Origin of the sequence: Streptomyces sp. NPDC087844 (assembly GCF_044742785.1) — a bacterium.
In the GTDB taxonomy this organism is placed as follows: domain Bacteria; phylum Actinomycetota; class Actinomycetes; order Streptomycetales; family Streptomycetaceae; genus Streptomyces.
Genome location: NZ_JBIUVD010000019.1, coordinates 14,874 through 38,015, shown reverse-complemented (window position 1 = coordinate 38,015; position 23,142 = coordinate 14,874). Strand labels below are relative to the sequence as shown.

General features: G+C 71.0%; 13 protein-coding genes and 1 pseudogene. 12 read left to right on the top strand and 2 right to left on the bottom strand.

Annotation, left to right across the window (positions count from 1 at the left end; all coding sequences use genetic code 11):
* Positions 1-175: 175 nt before the first annotated feature.
* The gene (locus ACIOKD_RS30480; RefSeq protein WP_402090368.1) at positions 176-1,327 is read right to left on the bottom strand and encodes a mannose-binding protein; all 1,152 of its coding nucleotides are present in this window, start codon (positions 1,325-1,327) and stop codon (positions 176-178) included.
* A 573-nt stretch (positions 1,328-1,900) separates the two neighbouring features.
* On the opposite strand from ACIOKD_RS30480, the pseudogene ACIOKD_RS30475 reads away from it, so the two are divergent.
* The 4 genes and pseudogenes from ACIOKD_RS30475 to ACIOKD_RS30460 form a co-directional block, all read left to right on the top strand.
* Positions 1,901-2,584, top strand: a pseudogene (locus ACIOKD_RS30475) (type VII secretion system-associated protein); the annotation flags it as partial.
* 233 nt (positions 2,585-2,817) lie between these two features.
* Positions 2,818-3,996 carry a ricin-type beta-trefoil lectin domain protein gene (locus ACIOKD_RS30470; RefSeq protein ID WP_402090366.1) on the top strand — a complete coding sequence of 393 codons (1,179 nt, stop codon included), beginning with the start codon at positions 2,818-2,820 and terminating at the stop codon, positions 3,994-3,996.
* 165 nt (positions 3,997-4,161) lie between these two features.
* Positions 4,162-7,479, top strand: coding sequence for a right-handed parallel beta-helix repeat-containing protein (locus tag ACIOKD_RS30465; RefSeq protein ID WP_402090364.1), 3,318 nt, complete (start codon positions 4,162-4,164; stop codon positions 7,477-7,479).
* The gene (locus ACIOKD_RS30460; protein ID WP_402090362.1) at positions 7,476-8,759 is read left to right on the top strand and encodes a S8 family serine peptidase; all 1,284 of its coding nucleotides are present in this window, start codon (positions 7,476-7,478) and stop codon (positions 8,757-8,759) included. Before ACIOKD_RS30465 ends, ACIOKD_RS30460 begins: the two co-directional genes overlap by 4 nt.
* An 82-nt stretch (positions 8,760-8,841) precedes the next feature.
* Here the strand turns inward: ACIOKD_RS30460 and eccCa are convergent, their stop codons facing one another.
* The gene (gene eccCa, locus ACIOKD_RS30455; protein ID WP_402090360.1) at positions 8,842-12,879 is read right to left on the bottom strand and encodes a type VII secretion protein EccCa; all 4,038 of its coding nucleotides are present in this window, start codon (positions 12,877-12,879) and stop codon (positions 8,842-8,844) included.
* 476 nt (positions 12,880-13,355) lie between these two features.
* Here eccCa and eccD point away from each other — a divergent pair, with 476 nt between their 5' ends.
* From eccD to ACIOKD_RS30415, 8 genes are all read left to right on the top strand, one after another.
* The gene (eccD, locus tag ACIOKD_RS30450) at positions 13,356-14,762 is read left to right on the top strand and encodes a type VII secretion integral membrane protein EccD (RefSeq protein ID WP_402090358.1); all 1,407 of its coding nucleotides are present in this window, start codon (positions 13,356-13,358) and stop codon (positions 14,760-14,762) included.
* Positions 14,763-14,819: 57 nt separating this feature from the next.
* Positions 14,820-16,391: a type VII secretion protein EccB gene (gene eccB, locus ACIOKD_RS30445; RefSeq protein WP_402090356.1), complete on the top strand. Its 1,572-nt coding sequence runs from the start codon at positions 14,820-14,822 to the stop codon at positions 16,389-16,391.
* A gap of 493 nt (positions 16,392-16,884) precedes the next feature.
* The gene (locus ACIOKD_RS30440; protein WP_402090354.1) at positions 16,885-17,220 is read left to right on the top strand and encodes a hypothetical protein; all 336 of its coding nucleotides are present in this window, start codon (positions 16,885-16,887) and stop codon (positions 17,218-17,220) included.
* Positions 17,221-17,305: 85 nt separating this feature from the next.
* Entirely contained in the window at positions 17,306-17,614 is a 309-nt protein-coding gene (locus ACIOKD_RS30435; RefSeq protein ID WP_267024490.1) for a WXG100 family type VII secretion target, read from the top strand.
* Between the two features lie 218 nt (positions 17,615-17,832).
* Positions 17,833-18,294 carry a type VII secretion system-associated protein gene (locus tag ACIOKD_RS30430; protein ID WP_402090352.1) on the top strand — a complete coding sequence of 154 codons (462 nt, stop codon included), beginning with the start codon at positions 17,833-17,835 and terminating at the stop codon, positions 18,292-18,294.
* A 122-nt stretch (positions 18,295-18,416) separates the two neighbouring features.
* Positions 18,417-22,112 (top strand): AAWKG family protein, encoded by a 3,696-nt coding sequence (locus ACIOKD_RS30425; RefSeq protein ID WP_402090350.1) that lies wholly within the window; start codon positions 18,417-18,419, stop codon positions 22,110-22,112.
* A gap of 187 nt (positions 22,113-22,299) precedes the next feature.
* Positions 22,300-22,755, top strand: coding sequence for a YbaB/EbfC family nucleoid-associated protein (locus ACIOKD_RS30420; RefSeq protein WP_402090348.1), 456 nt, complete (start codon positions 22,300-22,302; stop codon positions 22,753-22,755).
* A 2-nt stretch (positions 22,756-22,757) separates the two neighbouring features.
* Complete coding sequence (locus tag ACIOKD_RS30415; RefSeq protein ID WP_402090346.1) at positions 22,758-23,135, top strand: hypothetical protein; 378 nt, start codon at positions 22,758-22,760, stop codon at positions 23,133-23,135.
* Positions 23,136-23,142: the final 7 nt, after the last annotated feature.

The window sequence follows — 23,142 nt, the reverse complement described above, 5'->3', positions numbered from 1 at the left end:
CGGGCGTGGAAAAGGGGAGGCGGCGCGCTGCGGGCTTCCCAGTATGAGGAGTACGTGGGCCCCCGGAAGCCACAGGCCCCTGCCCCGTTCCCCGGTTCGGGGTCGGGCGCAGGGGCCTGGTGGGAGGGTCGTAAGGGGCAGTGAGTTGTGCGACGGGCGTGAGGGGCCGCTCGGGTCAGGTCGACCAGATGACTGCGCCGTTGTGGAGGACGACCACCTTCGCGTCGGCTCGGAGGATCAGCTGGGCGTTCTCGTGGCCTTGGGTCCGGGAGGCCCAGATCGGGCGGTCGTCGGCATTGTGGATGACGAGGTTGCCGTCCTCCTGGAAGATCGCCCGGTGGTCGCTGCCGAAGGTCATGGACGCCCAGATCGGCTTGTTCTTCTCGTTGTAGACGACGAGGTTGCCGTCGGGCTGCATGACCATGCGGATGCGGTTGGTGCTCCAGGACTGGTTGGCCCGCAGAACAGTGGTGGCGTAGACGGTCTTGGTGCCCCAGTTCGGCTTCGGGTCCGCCTTGGGGGCCGCCTTCGGTTTGTCCTTGGCCGGGGACTTCGACTTCTTCGCGGCCGGGCTGCTCGTCGTGGCCTCCGGCACGGCCGCGGCGGCCTTGGGGACGATCTGCGCAGCCTCGCTCTTCTTCGGCTTCTCCTTGCGCGGGGACGAACTGGGCGTCCCGGCCACGTAGTCGTCGAGGACGGCAGGGGCTGAGCTCGCGTTCAGGACGGTGTCGGAACCGTCCGCGGCCAGCCCCTTGGAATCGGGGCGCCCGTCGTCCTGCGCGCTCCCGGCCAGCAGCAGCGGTATGGCGATCAGGACGGCGCCGGCGATCGCGGCCCCTGCCAGGACCGGCTTGCGGGGGCGTCCGCCGTTGACGCCGGTGCCGGTCTTCGTGCCAGGTGAGGTCGTCGCGACGGCCGCCGCCACGGCGACGCCTTCCGTGCGAGCCTCAGGTGCCGCGGTGGTTTCCGCCGTGGGCGAGGGCGCCGCAGGGACGGTAGGAGCGCTAGGAGCGGCTGCGGTGGACGGGGTGGCTGGAGTGCCGGTGGTTTCCCCGTCCGGTTCGGTGCCGGTCTCGCCGTCCGGGTCGGTGCCGCTCTCCGCTGCCGGGGTGGTGCCCTTCGTGCCGGCCGGAACGGCGCCCGGCTTCGCCTCGGGGGCGTCAGGGGCCTCGGGGGCCTCGGAGGCTTCGGGGGCCTCGGCAGGCGCCGGTGCTCGCTCGTCCGGTGCCGACGACGACGCGGGTGGGGACGCGGGAGTGGACTCGGCCTCCTCCGCGCCGGCGGCCCCCTCCGCGTTCGCGCCGGGGGTGTGGTGCTGGGGGGACATGCGGTACTCCTCCTCGGTGGCGGAGCTGTCGGTGGTGGGCAGCGGCCCGGCCAACGGCTGGGCCGGGCCGACGCCAACCGGCTCGGCAGGCGTTGGGCAGGTGCCGCGCCGAGGTGGGCCAGTCCGGCTCGATCCTGGTCGTCGAGTTCCGTGCAACCCGCCGCGGTGGCTGCCGCAGACCGATCCGATGCCCTCCTGAGCTGCGAGGCCTTCCCGTACGGCCCTGGCTTGGACGTCCGGATGGAAGGCACTTGTACAAGGCGGTACAGGGCACTTGCACATGGACGGGTCCGCTGGCAGACCCAACCTAGCCCGTCACAGGGGCGACAGCAGCACCCTCAGCCCCAACCACCCCATCGCTTTGTCCACCCACGCCTCACTGCTCCCGGAAAGTTCTCCACCCGGGCAGCAAACGGGCACGCGGTCGCCCGATACGGGTCTGCCCCCACGCCCCACGCGCGGGGCTCGTGTGGCATCCTGTTGGCTTCCCGATGTGATCGATATCGACATCGGCGTGCGCGCGTGCAGGTGCGGCACCCAGGAATCCGTACGGACCGAAGAGTTCAGGTGAAGATGCGGCCCGGAGAACGGCAGGAGGGCAGGCACGACGCCTTGCCCGTGGTGTTCGACGGCTCCGGCGCGACCGCGGCCAACGGCGCACCGGTCGTGGGCACGGCGGGCACCACGGACACCGTTGACACTTCGGACACCCCCGAGATACCCGAGGCCGTACGGGCCGCTGCCCGCCGGGCTCCCGGTCACTGGATCGGGCTGATCGACCCGGAGTGGACCGAGGAGCGGACCCCGCCGGAGTGGGCGGTCCTGGGGGAGTGGCAGTCGGACGAGAGCGGGGGCGTGGGTGAGTACCGCGCCAACCCGGCGTACCGGCCCTCGGCCCGGGTGCTCGGCTGGCCGGAGCCCACCGACCCGGTGGACGCGGCGGCGCAACGGGCCGCCACCGGTTACGGCTCGGTGGACGAGGCACTCGCGGCGCTCGCCGAGGCGGAGGTGACCGTGGTGCGCGCGCCGGACGGCGGACCGCTCACGGGCACCGGGCAGGACGGGGCGCCGGTGGTGCTGTTGTTCACCTCACCGGCACACGAGTTCATGTCCCCGGTACTTCGCCATGGCAGGCTTCCAGCGCGGCAGCTGGCCCGGTCACTGAGCGGTTCGGGCACCCAGCTGATGGTCAACGCCGCAGCCGCGGCCCCCTTGTTGGTCCCGGCGGACAGCCTTGTCGGTCCCGTACGCGGACCGGGCGTGGAGAAGGCTCACGAGGTGGACGCCGTGACGACGGAGGGTTTCGGTCCCCCCTCCGCAGCTCCTTTCTCCGCAACTCCTCCCTCCGTAACTCCTCCCTCCGTAACTACCTCTGACACAGCGGGCCGTGCCGGCTCCGGCCCTGGTACCGGAGCCGTGACCGCGCCGCCGACGACCGACAGTTCTCCTGGACTCCACCCCCACAGCCCTCACATCGCAGGGAGGACCCCGTGACACGTTCGGCCCAGCAGCCCCCTGCCTCCCCGAGTGCGGCTGCCGATTCCGGTTCCCAAGGTGGTTCCGGTAGCGGTTCCGGTAGCGAGGAGACGGCCGCGACCGCCGTCGCCGAGCCCAAGCCGGAGTCGGAGCCCAAGCCGGAGTCGGAGCCCAAGCCGGAGTCGGCGCGCAGGCCCGAGCCCGAAGCCGCGACCGAGCCGGAAGCCGAGGCCGGGACCAGGTCCGAGGGCGGAGAGGCGGAGGCCGACCCCGGTGCCGCCGCCGCGGCCAAGAGCCGGCTCCCCGCGCTCGTACGGACCATGACGGCGACCGCGATCGACCGGCCGCAGCAACGGACCGGGCCCGTGGGCCGGCCGGGCAAGGCGGTGCTGGCCGGGGCCGCCGTCGCGGGGGCGCTGCTCGTGTCCGTGCCGCTGCTGATGCTCGGCGGGGACGACGACACGGAGCGCGGGGGACCGGCGTCGGCCGGAACCGTGCTGGGTGGGAACGCCCAGGACGTACCGGGCGAGTTCGCGGAGACCTCGCCCGACACCGGTTCCGCGGGAGACGGCAAGAAGGACACCGTCCAGCAGGGCAAGTCGGCCCAGAACGCCGCCACGTCCGCCCCGGCGAAGAGCCAGGGCAAGGGCAAGGGCAAGGGCGAAGGCAAGGGTGACGGCGAGCCGAAGAAGGACGCCGCTCGGAAGGACGCCGGTCAGCAGGAACAGCCGGCGAAGCAGAGCGGTGGGAAGACGACGTCCGGTGGGGGCAAGAGCAAGTCCACGAAGGCCGGTTCAGGGGTGACTCTCAGCGCCCCCGTCTCCCTGCGCAGTCACCTCTCGGGCAAGTGCATCGACGTTCCGGGCAGCGTTTTCGGCGACGGCAAGAAGCTGTTCGTGTGGGACTGCAACGGCGGGGCCGCCCAGAAATGGCAGTTCGCCTCCGACGGCACCGTCCGTATCAAGGGCCTCTGCCTGGACGTGGCCAATGCGAACTACAACGACGGCACGCCCATCCAGATCGCCCGGTGCAGTGGCAACGCCGCCCAGAAGTTCGTGCTGAACGCCAGCCACGACCTGGTCAACACCGTCGTCGGCAAGTGCGTCGACATCAAGGACAACAACCGGGGCAGCGGTGCCTGGCTGCAGCTGTGGAGCTGCGCGGGGACCGACAACCAGAAGTGGAGCGTCTGAGACAAGGCGCCCGCAGTCCGAGAGGGCCCCGGAGAACCCGGGGGCACCCCTCTCGGCACCCGCCCGCCCCAGGGCGAGGCATGATGGCACCGTCGGTTTCGCCGACACGCGCCCCCGGTGAGGGGGCGCCCGCAGAGGAAGCCCCCGTGGCAAGGAGGTTGGTGCGTGTCGCGCCAGGTACTGACGGTCGGTCCGGGGGACCGGGATCGCTACCGGACGATCGGTGAGGCACTCTCGGCTGCCCGTACCGGCGCGCTCATCAGCGTCCGGCCCGGGACGTACGCGGAGAACCTGGTGATCAACACCAGGGTCACCCTCACCGCCGAAGAGGGCCGGGGCACCGTGGAGATCCGGCCGCGCTCGGGCAGTGTGCTCGCGCTGCGTGCCGACGCCGTGATGCTCTCCGAACTGACCCTGCGCGGCGGCGACGCCGAGCAGCCGGCCGTGGACGTGCGGCGCGGACAGGCCGCGCTCGACGGCTGCGAGGTCATCGGCTCCGCCTGGACCGCGCTGCTGGCCGGGGGCACCGGGTCGATCGCGCTGCGGGAGTGCCGGGTCAGCAACTCGCAGGGCGCGGGCATCGTGGTCACCTCGACCACGCCCACCACCGTGGAGTCCTGCACCTTCGAGCACCTGGGCACCAGTGGCCTGGTCCTCGCGGAGCAGGGCGAGGCACGTGTCCGCGGCTGCACGGTGCGCGACGCCCGCGGCAACGGCCTGCTCGCCAACGGCGACTCCCGCGGCACCGTCGAGGACTGCGACATCTCGTCCACCGACAAACCCTCCATCGCCCTGGAGGAGAACAGTTCCCTCTCGGTGATCCGCACGGTGGTGCACGACACCAGTACCGGTGTGCACCTGAGCAGCGGGGGCCGTACGACGCTGGAGGACGTCCGCGTCACCGGCTCGTCGGGGAACGGGATCGTCCTGGCCAAGGGCACCGACCCGGTGCTGCGCCGCTGCCGCGTCTCGCGCACCCGCGGACACGGCGTGCTGGTCACCGACCGGGCGCGCGGCACCTTCGAGGACTGCTGGGTGGACGGCGCGCAGGGCGCGGCCCTGCGGGTCGCCGGGGCGGCCTCCCCGGCCCTCACCGGCCTCACGGTCCGCGACTGCGACCAGGCCGGGCTGCTCCTGGAGGAGGACTCGGCGGCGGAGCTGGACCACCTGGAGGTGATCGGCGGCTCGCCCGCGATCGCGGTGCGCGGCGGTGCCAACCCGCTGCTGCGCCGGGCCCGGCTGGTGGAGCCCGCCGGCGACGGCATCGTGGTCTCCAAGAACGCCCGCGGCCGTGCCGAGGACTGCGAGATCGTCCGGCCGAAGGGCGCGGGTGTCCGCGTGGGCTCGGGCAGCACCCTCTACCTGGCCGGCGGCGGAGTCTCCGACACGACCACCAACGGCCTGGTCGTCGAGGACGGCGGCAATGTCACCGTCCGCGACTTCCGCGTCGAGATATCAGGCGAGGAAGGTGTGGTCGTCGCCGCGGGCGGCGAACTGACCGCCAACCGCACCTCGGTGCACGCCCCCAAAGGCCACGGTTTCCTGCTCCGCGAGGGCGCGCTCGCCTCACTCAGCGGCTGCGAGGTCTCCGGCGGCGCCCAGGACGGCTTCCGGGTGGAGTCCACCGCGCCGGTCTCCCTGGTGAACTGCCTGGCCCGGGAGAACGAGGGCGGCGGCCTGGTGCAGACCGCCCCCGGCGAGCGGCTCGCCGTGGAAGGCCTGAACAGCACCGGCAACGGCAAGCGGGACGCCTGGGGTTCCGGCAGCGCCGAGAACACCGACCCGGCCGGCTCCGGCGCCGCGGACGCGCCGCCGGCGGACCGCCCGGAGGGCCCGCTCGGCGCCCTGAACGCGCTGATCGGCCTGGAGAACGTCAAGCAGCAGGTACGTACCCTGGTCAACCTGACCCAGCTCGCCCAGCGCCGCGAACAACTCGGCATGTCGGCGCCGCCCATGAGCCGCCACCTGATCTTCGCCGGGCCGCCCGGCACCGGTAAGACCACCGTCGCCCGCCTCTACGGGGCGATCCTCGCCGAACTGGGTTCGCTGCGCAGCGGTCACCTGGTGGAGGTCTCACGCGCCGACCTGGTCGCACAGGTCGTCGGCGGTACCGCCATCAAGACCACCGAGACCTTCCAACGGGCGCTCGGCGGTGTCCTGTTCGTCGACGAGGCGTACACGCTCACCTCGGACAGCAACAACGGCGGCGCCGACTTCGGCCGCGAGGCGGTGGACACCCTGCTCAAACTGATGGAGGACCACCGCGACGACGTGGTGGTGGTCGCCGCCGGCTACTCCCGCGAGATGGACTCCTTCCTCAGCTCCAACCCGGGTCTGGCCTCGCGCTTCTCACGGACCGTCGAGTTCGAGAACTACTCGGTGCCCGAACTGGTCGCGATCATGGAGAACATGTGCGCCCAGCACCAGTACGAGCTGGGTGAGGGCACCGAGGCGGCGCTCGCCGCGCACTTCGAGGCGATGCCGCGCGACGAGGGCTTCGGCAACGGCCGTGCCGCGCGCGGGGTGTTCGAGGAGATGGTGGACAGACAGGCGGTCCGGCTCGCCTCCCAGCAGCAGGTCGGTGAGCGCGACCTGCGGCTGCTGCTGCCCGACGACGTCTCCGCGACCGCCGTCACGGATGCCGCCGAGACCGCGGCTCCGGCCGACGACCCGCTGACCCGCCTGGGCGACATGATCGGCCTGTCCGAGGTGAAGCGCGAGGTCGCGGACCTGGTCAACCTCATCACCACGGCCCGTCACCGTGCCGCCGCCGGACTGCCGGTGCCCTCGCTCAGCAACCACCTGGTCTTCACCGGCCCGCCCGGTACGGGCAAGACCACCGTCGCCCGTCTCTACGGGGAGATCCTGACCCAGCTCGGTGTCCTGCGGCGGGGCCAGCTGATCGAGGCGGCCCGGGCCGATCTGGTCGGCCGCTACATCGGCCACACCGCCCAACTCACCCGCGAGGTCTTCGAGAAGGCCCGCGGCGGCGTGCTGTTCATCGACGAGGCGTACACCCTCACCCCGCGCGGCAACGGCGCCGACTTCGGGCAGGAGGCGGTGGACACCCTGCTGAAGCTGATGGAGGACCACCGCGACGAGGTCGTCGTCATCGTCGCCGGCTACACCGACGAGATGGAGCGCTTCCTCGCCTCCAACCCGGGCCTGTCCTCCCGCTTCCCGCGCCGGATCGCCTTCGCCGACTACTCCTCGGAGGAACTGGTCACCATCGTCCGGACCCAGGCCGCGAACATGGGTTACGAGTGCGGGCCCGGCACCGGCCCGCTGCTCAAGGAGTACTTCGAAGCGCTGCCCCGGGACCGGTCCTTCGGCAACGCACGCCTGGCCCGCCAGGTGGTCGAGTCGATGGTCACCCGGCAGGCGGGACGGCTCAGTTCGCTCACCACGCCCACCCTGGACGATCTGCGCATCCTCCTTCCCGGAGACGTCGTGACCGTGACTCCGAAGGCGGCTCCCCGATGAGGTCGTCCGCCCGCCTGCTGTCCGGTGTCGGCTGCGTCGCCGCCCTGCTGCTGCCCACGGCCGTCACGGCCCAGGCGGTGCCACTGGCGCGCGTGCCGGCGGCCGACGGGAAGAAGGGCCAGGAACTGCCCGGCATGCCTTCCTCGATCGACTCGGACGCGGCCTGCACGCCCGCTTCCCGCGAGAAGGCGAAGAAGCAGGACTGGTCGCGCCAGCGCCTCGATCTGGACCGGCTGCACGGGTACAGCACCGGTGCGGGTGTGACCGTCGCCCTGATCGACACCGGTGTGGACACCGGGGCCGCGGGGCTCGACGGCCGGGTCACCGCCCGGGGCGCGGGCGGTGACGACTGCGTCGGGCACGGTACTTTCCTGGCCGGCCTGATCGCCGGAGCCGCCGGAGCCGCCGGAGCCGCCGGGGCCGACGGGGACGGCGGGGACGGCGCGCGGCTGACCGGGGTCGCCCCGGGTGCGAAGATCCTGGCCCTGCGCGGTACCGACGAGCGAGGTCAGGCGAGTTCCGCCCTGGTCGTGGCGGCTCTGCGCGCGGCGACCGAGGCCGATGCCGAGGTCATCGCGGTCTCCGTGGCGCTGCCACGCCGTGACGCGGAGCTGACGCGTGCGGTCGCCGACGCGCGCCGGGCGGGGGCGGTGGTGGTCGCGGCGGCCACGCCGGATCCGCCGCGGGGCGCCGCTGACGAGATCCCGGCCCGTAGCTACTGGCCGGCCGCCGAACCCGGCGTCCTGTCGGTCGCCGACATGCTTCCCGCCGGAGTCCGTCCGGACAACGCCCTGGCCACCAGCGGTATCGATCTGGCCGCGCCCGGCGCGGGGGTGGTCTCCGGCGGTCCGCGCGGCGACGGGCACTATCTCGGCGCGGGCGCGTCGGTGGCGACCGCCTATGCCGCGGGGGCCGCGGCGGCTGTCCGTGCCGCCCGCCCCGACGACTCGCCGGACGAGGTCGCTCGGCGGTTGACCGCCACGGCGTATCCGGCGGACATCCCGCAGCTCGATCCGTATGCCGCGGTCACGACGGTTCTCGGGGAGTCCGGTGCGGCGGGTGGGGGTGAGCGGGCGGCTGATCCCGTGACCGTGCGCGACACGTCCGCGGCTGATCGGGCCACCGACCGGGCCACGCTCTTCGTGGTCCTCGGGACCGGGGGTGTACTCGCCGTGCTGTGGGGCGCGTTCGCTCTGCCGAGGGCTCGGGCGCGGGGGTGGAGGCCTGCCTCTGCTTCCGCTTCTGCGCGGCCGGTTGCCGCGGAAGCGGATGGGGACTGACCTCGTTCGCCGGGTGCGGGTTGGTCGCGCCGTTCCCCGCGCCCCTTTTCAGGGGCGCGGGGAACGGCGCGATCTTTTGCCTTCAGTCCGTCTGGGGCTGGGGCTCGTCCACGAGTGCCGTCTGCATCAGGCGTTCGCGGCGGCGGGCGATGTGCAGGGCCCGGCCCGGCGGCAGGTTGCGCGGCTTCGCGTTGCCGAAGAGGCGGCCTTCCGTGGGCGGGCAGGACAGCAGGACCGCCGGGTTGTTGGCCTCGTCGAGGCGGCGGATGAGGCCGTCGCTGAGACCGCGTCCCGCGCCCATGGCGCTGCGCGCGACGACCAGGTGCAGACCCATCTCGAAGCCGAGCGTCAGATACTCGAAGAGCGGCTCCATGGGGCTCTGGAAGGAACTGCCGGAGACCATGTCGTAGTCGTCGACCAGGATGAACAGCCGAGGGCCGGTCCACCAGTCGCACTTGCGCATCCGGCCGGGAGCGATGTCGGCCCCCGGGACGCGGGTCTTCATGGCACGCGCCGCGCCCTCGATGGTCTCCTTGAGGTTGTCCAGGGAGATCACGTGCCCGATGCGGTACTCCTCGGGGATGGTGTCGATCAGGGTGCGGCGGTAGTCGACCACGATGATCTTCGCCTCGGTGGGCGAGTACCGGGTGGTGATGCCCTCTGTGATGCGGCGCAGCAGGTTCGTCTTGCCGCTCTCCGTGTCGCCGACCACCACCAGGTGCGGGGTGCGGCTGAAGTCGTGCCAGACCGGTTCCAGGGCGTCCTGGTCGATCCCGAGAGGCAGCCGCATGCCGTCGCCCTCGGTGGACTCCGGCGCCGGGAGTTCGGCGAGCGGCAGCCGGTGCGGCAGCATCCGGACCTGCGGGGCGGGCGCGCCGGGCCAGTGCTTGGCGACCTCCGCCACCAGATGGCCGACACCGTCGCCGAGGTCTTCGAGAGAGCCGCTGCCGTCCAGGCGGGGCAGCCCGGCGAGGAAGTGCATCTTGGTGTCCGCGGTGATGCCGCGACCACCGCTGCGCGGCACCGAACGGGCCTTGCGGGTGTCGATCTCGGAGTCCATCGGGTCACCCATCCGCAGTTCGAGGCGGGTGGCGGCCTGGTCGCGGACCTGGGCGGACAGCTCCACCCAGCGGGTGGTGGTGATGAGCAGGTGGATGCCGTAGTTGAGGCCGCGGGCAGCCAGTTCGTTGAACTTCTGGATCAGGTCGTCGTAGTCCTGGCGGACCGTCGACCAGCCGTCGACCACCATGAACACGTCGCCGAAGGGCTCGTCGGGGAACTCCCCGGCGGCCCGGCGCCGGCGGTAGGACTGCATGGAGTCGATGGTGTGGTCCACGAAGAACTGCTCGCGCCGGGCGAGCAGCGTCATGACCTCAGCGACCGCCCGGTGCACCCGCTCCGGGTTGAGCCGCGCCGCGACGCCGCCGACGTGCGGAAGCGCGGCGAGCTGGGAGAGACCGCCACCGCCGAAGTCGAGGCAGTAGAACTGGATCTCGGCAGGTGTGTGGGTGAGGGCGAGCGCACTGATCAGGGTGCGCATGAGGGTGGACTTGCCGCTCTGTGAACCACCCGCGATGGCGACATGGCCGCCGGCCCCGGAGAGGTCCACGACCAGGGGGTCGCGGCGCTGGTCGAAGGGCTTGTCCACCAGGCCGACCGGAACCCGGAGCCTGCCGTTGCCGGGCCAGCCGGTGGCGGTGAGACCGCGCTCGGGGTCGGGGGCGAGGCCGGGCAGCAGCACGTCCAGCGGAGAGGGCTCGTCCAGCGGCGGCAGCCACACCTGATGGGCGGCGGGGCCGGAGTCGCGCAGCCGGTCGAGGGCCACGGCGAGCAGGGTCTCCTCGTCCTCCTCGCTCTCCTCGTTCTCCGGCTCCGGTTCGGGCGCGGCCTCCAGGGTGCGGGGCACCACCCAGCCGCTGGTCCACGGCACCACCTGGCTGGCCACCCGGGCCTGGACGACCGCGCCGGTACGCCGCCGGTAGGTGCCCGAGGAGTAGCCGGCCCGGAACCGGGTCAGGGCCTCCACACCGGACTTCAGATAGCCGTTGCCCGGCTGGGCCGGAAGCTGGTAGGCGTCCGGTACGCCGAGCACGCCGCGGCTCTCCATGGCGGAGAAGGTACGCAGACCGATGCGGTACGAGAGATGGCTCTCCAACTGGTGCATACGGCCCTCGTCCAGACGCTGGGAGGCGAGCAGCAGATGGACTCCGAGTGAACGGCCGAGGCGGCCGATCATCACGAACAGGTCCATGAACTCCCGGTGCGTGGACAGCAGTTCGCTGAACTCGTCGACCACCACGAACAGGCTGGGCAGCGGAGCGAGGTCGGCCCCGGCGGCGCGGGCCCGCTCGTACTCCAGGGCGGAGGTGTAGTTGCCGGCGGAGCGCAGCAGCTCCTGACGGCGCATGAGTTCGCCGTGCAGGGCGTCCTGCATACGTTCCACCAGGGCGACCTCGTCGGCGAGGTTGGTGATGACGGCGGAGGTGTGCGGGAGTTCCTCCAGGCCCAGGAAGGTGGCGCCGCCCTTGAAGTCGACCAGGACGAAGTTGAGGGTCTCGGAGGAGTTGGTCAGGGCGAGCCCCAGGACCAGGGTGCGCAGCAGCTCGCTCTTGCCGGACCCGGTGGCGCCGATGAGCATGCCGTGCGGGCCCATGCCGCCCTGCGCGGACTCCTTGATGTCGAGCTCCACCGGGCGGCCGTCCACCCCGACCGCGACCGGCACCCGCAGCCGGGCGGAGCCGATGTGCTTGCTGAAGAGGGTCTGCGGGTCGTGCCGGTGCAGGTCGGGGATGCCGAGCAGAGTGGTCAGCTCGACGTCCGTGTCCAGCGGCTGTGAGATGTCGGTGCCCAGACTGATCCGGCGGGAGGTGAGCAGCCGGGCCAGCGACTCCGCGCCGAGCGGGCCGAGCCGGTCGGGGCGGCCGAGCGCCACGGAGCGCTCCTTGCGGCTGCGGTCGGTGCGCACCAGGCTCACCCGGTCCGGCCCGACGGTCAGCCGCAGCGTGTTGCGGCCGGGCCGCCAGCGCAGGGCCCCGGAGACGTCGATGACCACGGCGTTGCGGTAGCCGTGCCCTTCCCAGCGGTGGCCCTCGGGGACGCTGACACCGTCCAGGACGATGACGGTGTACGGCTCGTCACGGCCGGGGCGGGCATCCGCGTCGAAGCCGGGGCGTTCGGCGAACTCGGCGCCGAGCAGGTCGTCCAGCTCGGTGAGTTCGGCGGTGATCCGGCGGACCTGGCCCGCGCCGTCCTCCTCGTGCGGGTGCAGCGCGTGCGGCAGCCACTTGACCCACTCCCAGTCGGGCCGCCGCTCGTCACTGACACAGACCGCGATCCACAGCTCCTCGGGTGCGTGGAACACCGCGAGCTGGGCGAGCGCGGCGCGCACGAGGGCACGTACGGCGTCGGCGCCGGGGCCCTCGGCCGGGGGCACGCCCTCGGCCTCGCGGCTCTCCCCGTCCGGCTGGACGTCCGGGTCGGCGGACGCCGCCTGGCCCACCGTCTCCGTCGGGCGCAGCAGAACCCGGGCCGAGGAGCGCAGATAGAGGCCGAGAGGCTGCTCGGGGACGGTGGAGTAGGCACGGATGAAACGGCGCAGGGCATGCGCGCAGAGCGGTTCGAGGTCCTCCACCGGGCGGGTGGAGACCGGTTGCAGGGTGAGTGCGAGCTGCTGCTCGCCGACCGCGAGCCGTGCCTCGCCGAAGTCCTCGTCGGCCGGGCGGCGTTCCCACAGCCGGGAGGTGCGGGCCAGCGAGCGCAGTGAGGCGGGGTCGGGGTGACGCCAGGCGAGCGCCCGCTGCTGCTCCGTGATGGTGGACCGGACCCGCTTGCGGGTCTGCGCCAGATACCGGAGGTAGTCGCGCCGTTCGCCCTTCAGGCGCTGCTTGCGCTCGCTGGAGCGGCGCATCAGCTGCCCCAGCAGCATCGCACCGGCGGAGAGCGCCATGACGCCCATCGCCAGATACATGAAGACGCCGTTCCCGCCGCCGGGGCGCAGGAACATCAGCATCATCGACACCGACATCAGCGCCATCGGCAAATAGGTCCATATCGCCGAGGTGTCGGGCACGCTCTCGGCAAGGACCGGTGGCTCCTGAAGGGTCAATTGCCCCTCGGGCATCTGCGGTCCGCGTCTGCGGGCCGGCCGGCGAAACAGCACGACACTCAAGGAACAGAACCTCCGGTTTTACTGGCTTTCCGGCCCGCACCCAATACCGGCGCACCCGGTAGCGGGAAAGACCGCACCCAGCCCATTCTCCCGGTACCGCGTCACGCGCGGAACGCCGGGTGAATGTTTCGAGCGGATAGCGGGGACGGTCAACTCCCGTGTTGGACAACTCCATACCGGACAATGCGTCCGGTCCGCAGCACGATCCGGCGGGTGTAGGCAGTAGTCTGCATTCACGGAACGCGACCTGTCCACGCGGGAGGGGCGGTCGTCGGCCGCGCGGACGAAATTCACCGGCCGGACACCCCCGTTCCCGACCGCGCGCGGACCTTCCGTACTCTTCGCACATCCCTCTCCCGGGGAGGCCCTCCCACTGCCCCGGGGAAGTCCTCCTGTCAAAGCCCCCACGGAAGACGAGAGTTACGCTGATGACCGACAGCGCTGTGGCCGAACTGTGCCGCCTGACCGTACGTGCGCCGAGCGTCTCCGTCGATCTGGCCGTGCCGGCCGACGTACCGGTCGCCGATCTGCTGCCCACACTGCTGCGTTATGTCGGCGAAGAGGCGGAAGAAGCCGGTCTCGACCACGCCGGCTGGGTGCTCCAGCAACTCGGAGACGCACCACTCGACGAGGAGACCACCCTCGCCCACGCGGGGCTCTCCGACGGCACCGTGCTCTATCTGCGCCCGCACACCGAGGCGCTGCCCGAGGCCCGGCTCGACGACCTGGTGGACGGGATAGCCGACACCGCTGGCCGGCACCTGAACACCTGGCACCCCGAAGCGGCCCGCGCGCTGCTGATGGGCACCGCCGCGGCCACCGTGGCGGCCGCTCTCGCGCTGGTCCTGTGGCCCGGCACGCCCAACTCCGGCTTCTCCCGGGTCGCCTACGCGGCCGTGACCGGACTGCTGCTGCTCGCGGGCGCCGGCTCGGCCAGCCGCGCGGTCGGCGACCGACTCTCCGCGACCGCGCTCGGCCTGCTGGTCGCGCCCTGCCTGGCCCTGGCCGGCTGGCTGCTGCCCGGCGGCGACCTGACCGGCGCGGACGCCCGGCAGGTCGTGGGCGCGCGGCTGCTCGCCGCGGGCGCCGCGGGCGCGGGCGGCGCGGTCCTCGCGCTCGCCGCCACCGCGGTCGGCGCCCCGGCCCTGTTCGCGACCGCGCTGGTCGCGGTGGCCACCGCGATCGCCGGCGGCCTCATCGGATACACCGGCCTGGCCGTGCAGGCCTCGGTGGCACTGGTGGCGACCGTGGTCGCGCTCGCCGCCGGAGCGGTCGCGCCGTTCGCCTTCAAACTGGCCGGCATGCGACTGCCCTCGCTGCCGTCCTCCGCCGCCCAGCTCCAGGAAGGCATCGAGCCCTACGCGGGTGACGAGGTCGCCGAGCGCACCATGCTGGCCGGGCGCTGGGTCACCGCGCTCTTCGCCGCCACCGGTGTCATCGCCCTGGCGGCCCTGGTCGTCCTCACCGAGCACCCGAACCTGCCCGAGACACTGACGGCCCTCGGACTGACCCTGCTGCTGCTCCTGCACTGCCGCGGCCTGGTGCACATCTCGCAGCGGCTGACCCTGGCCGTGCCCGGCGTCCTGGGGCTCCTGCTGCTCGCCCGCGCCTGGGCGGCGGACCACGACGGCACCGGACGCGCGGTCGTCTTCGCGGTGCTGCTCGGCGCCGCGGCCGGCTTCGTGATCGCCGCCTGGACGGTGCCCGGCCGCCGGGTGCTCCCGTACTGGGGCCGCGCGGCCGAACTGGCGCACACCGGCTTCGCCGTGGCGCTGCTGCCGCTCGCCCTCTGGGCGGCGGGGCTCTTCGGCTGGCTGCGCGGCCTGTTCGGCTGAGCACACGCGCTGAGCACACCCGCACGCCCGGCACGCAGATGGAGTTGAGGAGAGGCCGTGCAGTCCAAACGAGACCAGGTACACGCCCACAGTTTCATGATGGGCAGGCTCAGCTCGGGCCTGCTGATGGCCGACCCGGACGCCCCGGAGAGCCCGCTCGGGCGCACCACCCGCGGTGTGGTCTTCGGCGTCCTGGTGACCGTCCTGATCGGCGCGGGCGCCACCGTGTACGGCCTGTTGCGCCCCGGCGGGAACGACGGCTGGCGCGACGGTGAGCACCTGGTGGTCAACCGCGACACCGGCGCCCGGTATCTGTGGACCGGCACCGACGGCGTACTGCACCCGGTGCGCAACTACGCCTCGGCGAAGCTGATCGGCGGCTCCGACCTGGCGACCGCCGACGTGCACACCCCCTCCCTGCAGGGCGTTCCGGTGGGCTCCCCGGTCGGCATCCCCGGTGCCCCGGACGCCGTACCGGCCTCCGGGCAGCTCGACGACGGCGCCTGGCACATGTGCGTCACCGGACCGGACGGGGCGCTGCCCAACACCTCCGGTGTCGTGGCGACCACCGGCGTCGACAAGCCCGGAGCCACCACCGTGGCGGCCGGGATGCCGCTGGACTCCCGCGGCATCGGCCGCGACCGCGGTGTGCTGGTGAGCGGCCCGGACGACACCGAGTACCTGGTGTGGCGGGGCAGCAGGCTGCCGCTCGACCGCCCCTCCGACGCCCGCAACGCCCTCGGTTACGGGTCCCAGGAGCCGATGCCCGTCTCGGCGGCCTTCCTCGACGCGCTGGCTCCCGGCCCCGCGCTGAAGCCGCCCGCGGTGCCGGGGCGCGGCGAGAAGGGCCCCGAACTCGGCGGTGAGGCAAGCCGCGTCGGCCAGTTGTTCAAGGTCAGCGTGGTCGGCGGCGGCAGCACCTACCACCTGCTGCGCGAGGACGGCCTGGTGCCGTTGACCCGGCTCGGCGCCGCCCTCGTACTGGGAGACCCGGCCACCCAGAAGGACGCCTACGAGGGGCAGTCGCCCGAGGTGCGCACGGTCGGCGCGGACGCGCTGCGCGAGCACCGGACGAAGGACGCGGACTCCGCCGTCTCCGCGGAACTGCCGGACGCGCCGCCCCTCCCGCGGTCCGCGGAGCGCGGCACCGCGCTCTGCGCCCAGGTGGACGGCGACAACGGCGGCGTACGGATCAGGTCGGTACTGGTCCCGCTGACCGAGCTGACCCCGGTCGCCGTGTCGGCGGGCACCGCGCAGCCGCTGGAACCGGCCTGTGTGCCCACGGAGGCCACGGTGGTACGTCCAGGGCACGGCGCCCTGGTCCGGGCCCTGCACGCGAGTGGCGCCGCGCACGCCGGGACGACCTACCTCGTGGCGGAGAACGGCGTGAAGTACCGCGTCTCCGCCAAGGATTCGCTGGCGGCGCTCGGGTACGAGGCCTCGGACATCGGCTCGGTCCCGGCCCCGCTGCTCGCGGCCTTCCCGACCGGCGCGGACCTCGATCCGGCCGCCGCCGCGGGCGTCACGGAACCCAGGGCCACGGCCCCGGAGTGCGGTGCCGCCGATGAGCCGGAGAAGCGCGAGGGCAGCGGCAGGACGGACGCGGTGCGCGCCGCCCCGCGAGACTGACGCCACACCTCGATTCCGGCAGGGAACCCGTCGCGCGGGGGAAAAGAAAAGGAAAGGAGAGGAGCACCGGGAAAGATTCGAACCGAACTCGGCGCCGATGACGCGAGACAGAGACTCCCACGGCGTTCGGATACGAAGAGGTAACCTCAGAAGAAGCTCAAAACTTCGGCGGACCGCACCCGGGGATTCCCGTGGGACGTGCACAATGCCGAGGGCGATGCTTCTCCATGACCGTTCGGTCTCTTCGTGTGCCCGCTTTTCGCCCGCTTCGCAGGTGTCCCCGGGGGGCGGTTCGCGTGCTGTATCCCCGGAAGGACGGGTGTACCCGTTCATCCGGCTGCAACGTTCGCACAACTCCGTTGCCATACAGGCGAATTCTACCGAACCGGCTGTTACTCACATCTTGCCTGCACGCGTTGCGCGGAACCCTGTTTTCTCTTTAGCCTCAGCGGGCAACGGTGCGTGAGACGCGCCTGAACGAAGGGAGCGTGACATGGCGGACAGCGCCGCAAGGAAAGCGGACTATGCCAAGGGCTTGGGGGGCGTCTCCTCTCTGGAGTCGGCCCGCAACCAGGTCGAGAAGACCCAGAACAACGTCGCCGAGATCGCGGCGCGTTCGGGAGTCGGCGGCGACGAAGGCCAGGCTCTGCTGAAGCTCTTCCGCAGCTGGAACTCCGAGGCGCAGAAGGTCGTCGTCCAGATCAGCACGATGATCGACGCGCTGCAGGAGAACGTGACCTCCGCCGACCGCCTGGCGAAGGAGAACCAGGACCTGACCGAGGTTCTCAACAGCAAGACCAGCCAGGGCGTCTTCGAAGCACTGAGCTGAACCACCCGCGGTACCGGCTTCCTTCGGTGGAGCCGGACTTCGTGAGCTTCCCGGGCCAGGCGCCCGGCCTTCGAGAGGAGACGTCATGGCCGACGGCATCATTGATGTGCAATACCCCAAGGTCCAGCAGGCCATCGAGGAACTGCTGGAGCAGACCCAGGTGATCATCACGACCCTCAACAACCTGGAGGACGAGCTGAAGCCGCTCGTCAGCACCTGGGAGGGCGCGGACCAGGAGCAGTACCGCGTGGTCCAGGCGGAGTGGGACAACGCCACCAAGAACATGGCCAGGCTCCTCGGCGACAACGGCGAGCTGATCCGGACCATCCACGACAACCACTCCCGTGACGAGCGCAAGAGCGCCGACAACTGGGGCAACGTTCGCGCCCGTTAAGGCCCGAGCCGCGCCTGGCCGGAGCCTCCCCTCTGCCGTGCTGAGGGCCGCGCCAGGCGTGGTGCGCGTGCGGTGCGAGGCCGGTCCGGCGGACCAGCGCTCCGGGTCCGCCGGACCGGCCACCGGCCGTACGCACCGCTCCCGAAGGGCTGTCCCGTACCCCCGTCCGGCACTCGCGTAGTTCCCTCAGAAGCCCCCTAGCAGCAGGAGATCGTCCAATGGCCGGTGAAAAGGCCGACGTCAAGCATTTCGACCTCAAGCAGATGGAGAACTTCCGGGACAACGAGGTACAGCCGGTCTACACCGCCGCCAAGAAGCACCGCGAGGAGGGCGACGGGGACCACATCCGCCCGCTCGGCCACCTCGTCGACGGGCACACCACCCCGGACAACCTCGCCCAGGACAAACAGCTCCTGCGCATCGGCAAGATGGTGACCGACCCCCTGGTCTCGGGGCCGAAGCTGGTCGAGGGCGTCCGCACGGCGGCCGAGGCCATCGACAAGCTGCTCGGTGACCAGATGGAGCTCTTCAAGGAACTCAAAGAGGCTCTCTCGGACACCATCGAGGAAGCCAACAAGACCAAGAACAAGAACCTGGAAGCGATCGACGCGCAGACGCTGCTCCAGACCTTCGAAGAGGTCGACACCCTCACCGCCGGCACTTCGGAAGAAGAAGACTGAGCCGGTGCCGCACGTGCCGGCCGAGACCATGGCCGACCGGCGCGCCCCCGTAGACACACGGCCGCACACCCCCACGACGCTGTGCGCCGGCAAGGACGACAACCGACCAGAAAGGGCGCCCGGTGGCCGATCGGTACGATCCCAACTCCGTCGCGAACCTCGACAAGTACGACAACGCCGGCGACGCGTCGAGCGACACCTGGGCCACTCTGGTCACCCACATCACGGGTTACCCCGTGCCGGACCGCAACACCGTCTTCGACACGCTCCGCTCCGACCACGGCGGCAAGCTCTTCCGGATGGACATCAAGGAGCGCAGCCTCGGCCTGCTCGTCAAGGACTCCGGCTTCCTGACGAACACGGGCGAGGACTACGACATCTGGTTCTTCGACAGCGGCAAGAAGACGAAGATCATGCAGGCCCGGATCGTCTTCGAGGGCCGTGTGAAGGCGGGCGAGGAGATCATCTTCGCCTCCCCCGGCACCGACGACGTGAACAACGCGCAGGTCCGCGAGGGCAACGAGTTCACGGACTACAACAAAGACAAGATGAGCACCGTCGCGCTCGCCCGGTACATGAACGGGCCGCGGGCGGCGCTGCTCGAACTGCTGCGCGGCAGCAGTCAGAACGCCCGCTTCAGCAACCTGGGAGTACCGGGGGCCGACGTGGTGGACCTGAACTCGTTCGACACCACCGGGCAGTCCTTCGACTACGCCGCCAAGTTCTTCAGGGACCACCAGGTGGTGCTGAAGGACTGGGAGGACCGTTTCAGCAAGGACGACGCGAGCTGGAAGGGTGAGGCCGCGGAGGTCTTCCGGAGCCTGCTGCAGAAGATCCGCGAGAACTACGACGCCTACATCGAGACCTTCGACTCCTCGGCCGGCACCGGCGACGAGGCCGGCACCGGCAACACGGTGTACTCGCGCGCCCTGTCACTGGGCCGCAAGTACCTGCAGGACTCCGCCACGAAGCTGCTGGAGGCCTGGCTGGCCTGGGCCAAGTCCTCGTACTACGACCCGCACCAGGTGCTGCGCTACGTCCTGGACGACCTCGCCCAGTGGGTGGACGCGAACAACGTCGCCAAGACGGACATCACGTCGACCACCACCCGCTACTCCACGACCGTCAGGCACAGCCCGCAGGGCGGCTTCTCCCAGGTGCACCCGGACTACGGCGACCTCACCGACATCGCCAACTGGGCGAAGGTCGGCGACAAGGCCGTCAAGATCTGGACCCAGGGCGTCGACGACTTCCTGGGCAAGCCCGCCGCCACGGTGCAGTCCGCCCTGAACAACCACTTCCTCGAACTCGGCGAGGACTTCGCGGACAACGTGCCCAAGCCGAAGTCGACCAGCACGGCCTCGGAGGTGTACGAGGAGAAGAAGGCCGATGAGGAGAAGGAGGAGATCAGGAAGCAGAACGAGGAGAACAGGAAGTACCAGGACGAGCTGCGGGAGGAGCAGGAGCGCCAGCGGGAGGAGGACAAGAAGTACCAGGAGGAGCTGCGCAACGAGCAGAACAAGCAGCGCGACGAGGACAAGAAGTACCAGGACGAGCTGCGGGAGGAGCAGAAGAAGGAGCAGGAGGAGGCGAAGAGGCTTCAGGACGACCTGCGCAACGAGCAGAACCAGCAGCGCGACGAGGACAAGAAGTACCAGGACGAGCTGCGGGAGGAGCAGAAGAAGGAGCAGGAGGAGGCGAACAAGCTCCAGGACGACCTGCGCAACGAGCAGAACCAGCAGCGCGACGAGGACAAGAAGTACGCGGACGAACTGCGCGAGGAGCAGAAGAAGGAGCAGGAGGAGGCCAGGCGCGAGGCCGAGGAACAGGCCAAGTCCGTGACGGAGAGCCTCGGCGGCCTCAACGACCCCAACGCGGTCAACGAGCAGAACCTCGACAGCCTCGACGACCTCCTGAGCCAGCAGAACGCGGTCACCACCGAGAGTCCGGGCGACATCGGCGACATCAACGGTGGAGGCCAGGGGTCCCAGAACGACCTGAACGAGGTCAACCAGTCCCTCGGCACTCTCGGCGGGCTGAACGCCGGAGGCGCCGCCCTCAGGACCCCGACCGGCGGGAACACGCAGGCCGACGGAGGCAAGCTCACCACCGACTTCCCGGACGGCAGCACCACCTCGTTCGACCCCGACAGCGGGCTGCTCACGACCACGTCGCCGGACGGTTCGGTCACCACGCAGGATCTGGGTGACGGTCTCAAGGTGACGAACGCGGACGGTTCGGTGACGTCGCTGGGTGACGACGGGAAGCTGACGACCACGTTCCCGGACGGCACGACCCAGACCGTCGACCCCACGACCGGCCAGGCGACCACCACCAACCCGGACGGCACCACCACGACCACCGACCTGGGCAGCCTCACCGACCTCAACGGAACTGCCAACGGCGACGGAGTGCTCGAAGGCCCGACCGGCGTCAGTACACAGCTGAACAACGCCGGCGACCTGACCACCGACTTCCCGGACGGCAGCACCACCTCGTTCGACCCCGACAGCGGGCTGCTCACCAGCACGTCGCCGGACGGTTCGGTCACCACGCAGGATCTGGGTGACGGTCTCAAGGTGACGAACGCGGACGGTTCGGTGACGTCGCTGGGTGACGACGGGAAGCTGACGACCACGTTCCCGGACGGCACGACCCAGACCGTCGACCCCACGACCGGCCAGGCGACCACCGTCGACCCGGACGGGAAGACGACCACCGAGAACCTCGGCAACCTGGGCGACCTCAACGGCCAGAACAGTCTCAACGACCTGAGCGACCTGAACGACCTGAGCGACATCACCACCGAGTCGATCGACGACCTGGGCAACCTCGGGGACCTCAACGGCGACCGGAACGGACTGGAGACCCCGACCGGTGGCAGCGTCGAACTCGACGACGCGGGGGACTTCACCACCACGTTCGCGGACGGCAGCGAGAGTTCGTTCGACCCGGACAACGGACTGCTGACCACCACGAACGCGGACGGCACCACCACGACCACTGACCTGACCCACGGTGCGAGTCTCACCAACCCGGACGGCTCCGTCACCACCCTGGACAACGGCCAGCTGACCACCACCTTCCCGGACGGCAGCAAGCAGGTCATCGACCCGGACACCGGCATCGCCACCGTCACCGACGCGCAGGGCAACACGGAGAGGGTGGACCTGCACGACCTCAACTCGAACGCGAACACGGACAGTTCGAGCGTCCTCGACGGCCTCGGAGACCTCAACGGCGTCGGAGGCGGGAGCGGCGGCGACGGCACCACCTCCCGGGACGTACCGCTCTCCGAGCTGGGCCTCGGCGGCGGCAGTACGAGCCTCGGGTCCACCGGTGGTGGCCTGTCCGGGTCGGACCCACTGTCCTCGGACTTCAGCTCGTCCGGTGTCGCCCCCCTCTCGGACAGCACGGCCTCCCCGCTCGGTGCCACCACCGCGGCCGCCTCGGCCGGGACCCCCGGCGCCCCCGGGACACCGGGCAGCCCCGGTATGCCGATGGGCGGCGGCGCGGGCGGCATGGGCGGCGGCGGTGAGAAGGGCAACGGCGAGCGGGTGCGCTCCGTCCTGGTCGACGCGGCCGAGGAGAGCGAGCGTCGCAACCGCCGGCGGCGCAGCCCGTGGAACCGGCAGGAGGACAGCGACACCTTCCTGGCGCCGGCCTCCCGGGTCAACACCACCGGCGGCGTCGGTGACTCCACCGAGGAGGAGTCGGAGCCCGGCCGCAGGGCCACCAGCTCCGTCGACTACCTGGAGGAGGACGTGGACGTGTGGGGCACCGAGGAGGGCGGCACTCCGGCCGTGATCGGGCGGTGAGCACGGTGGAGGCCCGGCGCGACCACCGCGGGGACCTTCGTGACCACCGCGGAGACCGGTGCGATCACCGCGGAGACCGGTGCGACCACCGGGGAGAGACGAATCCCACCCCTCCCGGACTTCCGCGAAGCGGCACCCACCAGGCAAGATCAGCAGGTCAGTTGCCGACGAGAAGGGCGGGGCGGGCGTGACGGAACCGCTGGAGAAGCGACTGGAGAAGGCCATGGCCGAACTCCAGGCTGCCCAGGAAGCGGTCGCGCGCACCGAGCGCGAGCTGCGCCAGGCGTCGTTCGCGGTGCTCTCCTCCGACCGTGCGGTCCGCGCCACCGTGGGCCCGCAGGGTGAGCTGACCGGGATCGAGTTCCTGGAGAACAAGTACCGCGACATGTCCCACCAGGAGCTGTCCGCGAGCGTCCTGGAGGCGGCGAACGCGGCACGCCTGAAGATGAACAAGCATGTGATGAAGGCGATGGCACCCTTCACCGAGCCCAGCGCCGACGTGCCGGAACTGAAGGGCTTCGAGCTGGACTGGGAGCGCATCTTCGGCCCGGAGGTGCTGCGCGAGGACGACGAGGACACGGCACGCGACGTCGAGGCCGCCCCCGGCTGGCGGGACGCGCTCGGCGAGGACGGGGAGGACTGACGATGGGACAGCGGTACTACGTCGACCCGCAGCGCATCGAGGCACTGGCGGGACAGCTTGAGGAGATCGGCGCCCTCACCAGGAGCATGACCGAGGAGTTCTTCGACGAACTGGCCCCCACGGTCGGATGGCCCGGTACGGAGGGCGATTTCGCCGAGAAGGCCAAGCCGCAGGAGCGGAAGGAACGGCAGACCACCAAGGACACCATGATGTCCATCCGCGACGCGCTGGTGGGCATCACCGACGCCACGGTCAGCCAGGTCCGGCTGATGAAGAACACCCGTGACGCCAACATCGAGGACATCGAGCAGAACAACAGGGAAATCGACACCCATGGGCTGGACGGCGACAGCGGCCCCGGCGGGCATGGTCGCCGCTGACCTCCGC

Coding starts and splice junctions, on each gene's coding strand:
- ACIOKD_RS30440 (WP_402090354.1), top strand. CDS start 16,885: ATGGCGGACAGCGCCGCAAGGAAAGCGGACTATGCCAAGGGCTTGGGG.
- ACIOKD_RS30460 (WP_402090362.1), top strand. CDS start 7,476: ATGAGGTCGTCCGCCCGCCTGCTGTCCGGTGTCGGCTGCGTCGCCGCC.
- ACIOKD_RS30480 (WP_402090368.1), bottom strand. CDS start 1,327: ATGTCCCCCCAGCACCACACCCCCGGCGCGAACGCGGAGGGGGCCGCC.
- ACIOKD_RS30435 (WP_267024490.1), top strand. CDS start 17,306: ATGGCCGACGGCATCATTGATGTGCAATACCCCAAGGTCCAGCAGGCC.
- eccD (WP_402090358.1), top strand. CDS start 13,356: ATGACCGACAGCGCTGTGGCCGAACTGTGCCGCCTGACCGTACGTGCG.
- eccCa (WP_402090360.1), bottom strand. CDS start 12,879: ATGCCCGAGGGGCAATTGACCCTTCAGGAGCCACCGGTCCTTGCCGAG.
- ACIOKD_RS30415 (WP_402090346.1), top strand. CDS start 22,758: ATGGGACAGCGGTACTACGTCGACCCGCAGCGCATCGAGGCACTGGCG.
- ACIOKD_RS30430 (WP_402090352.1), top strand. CDS start 17,833: ATGGCCGGTGAAAAGGCCGACGTCAAGCATTTCGACCTCAAGCAGATG.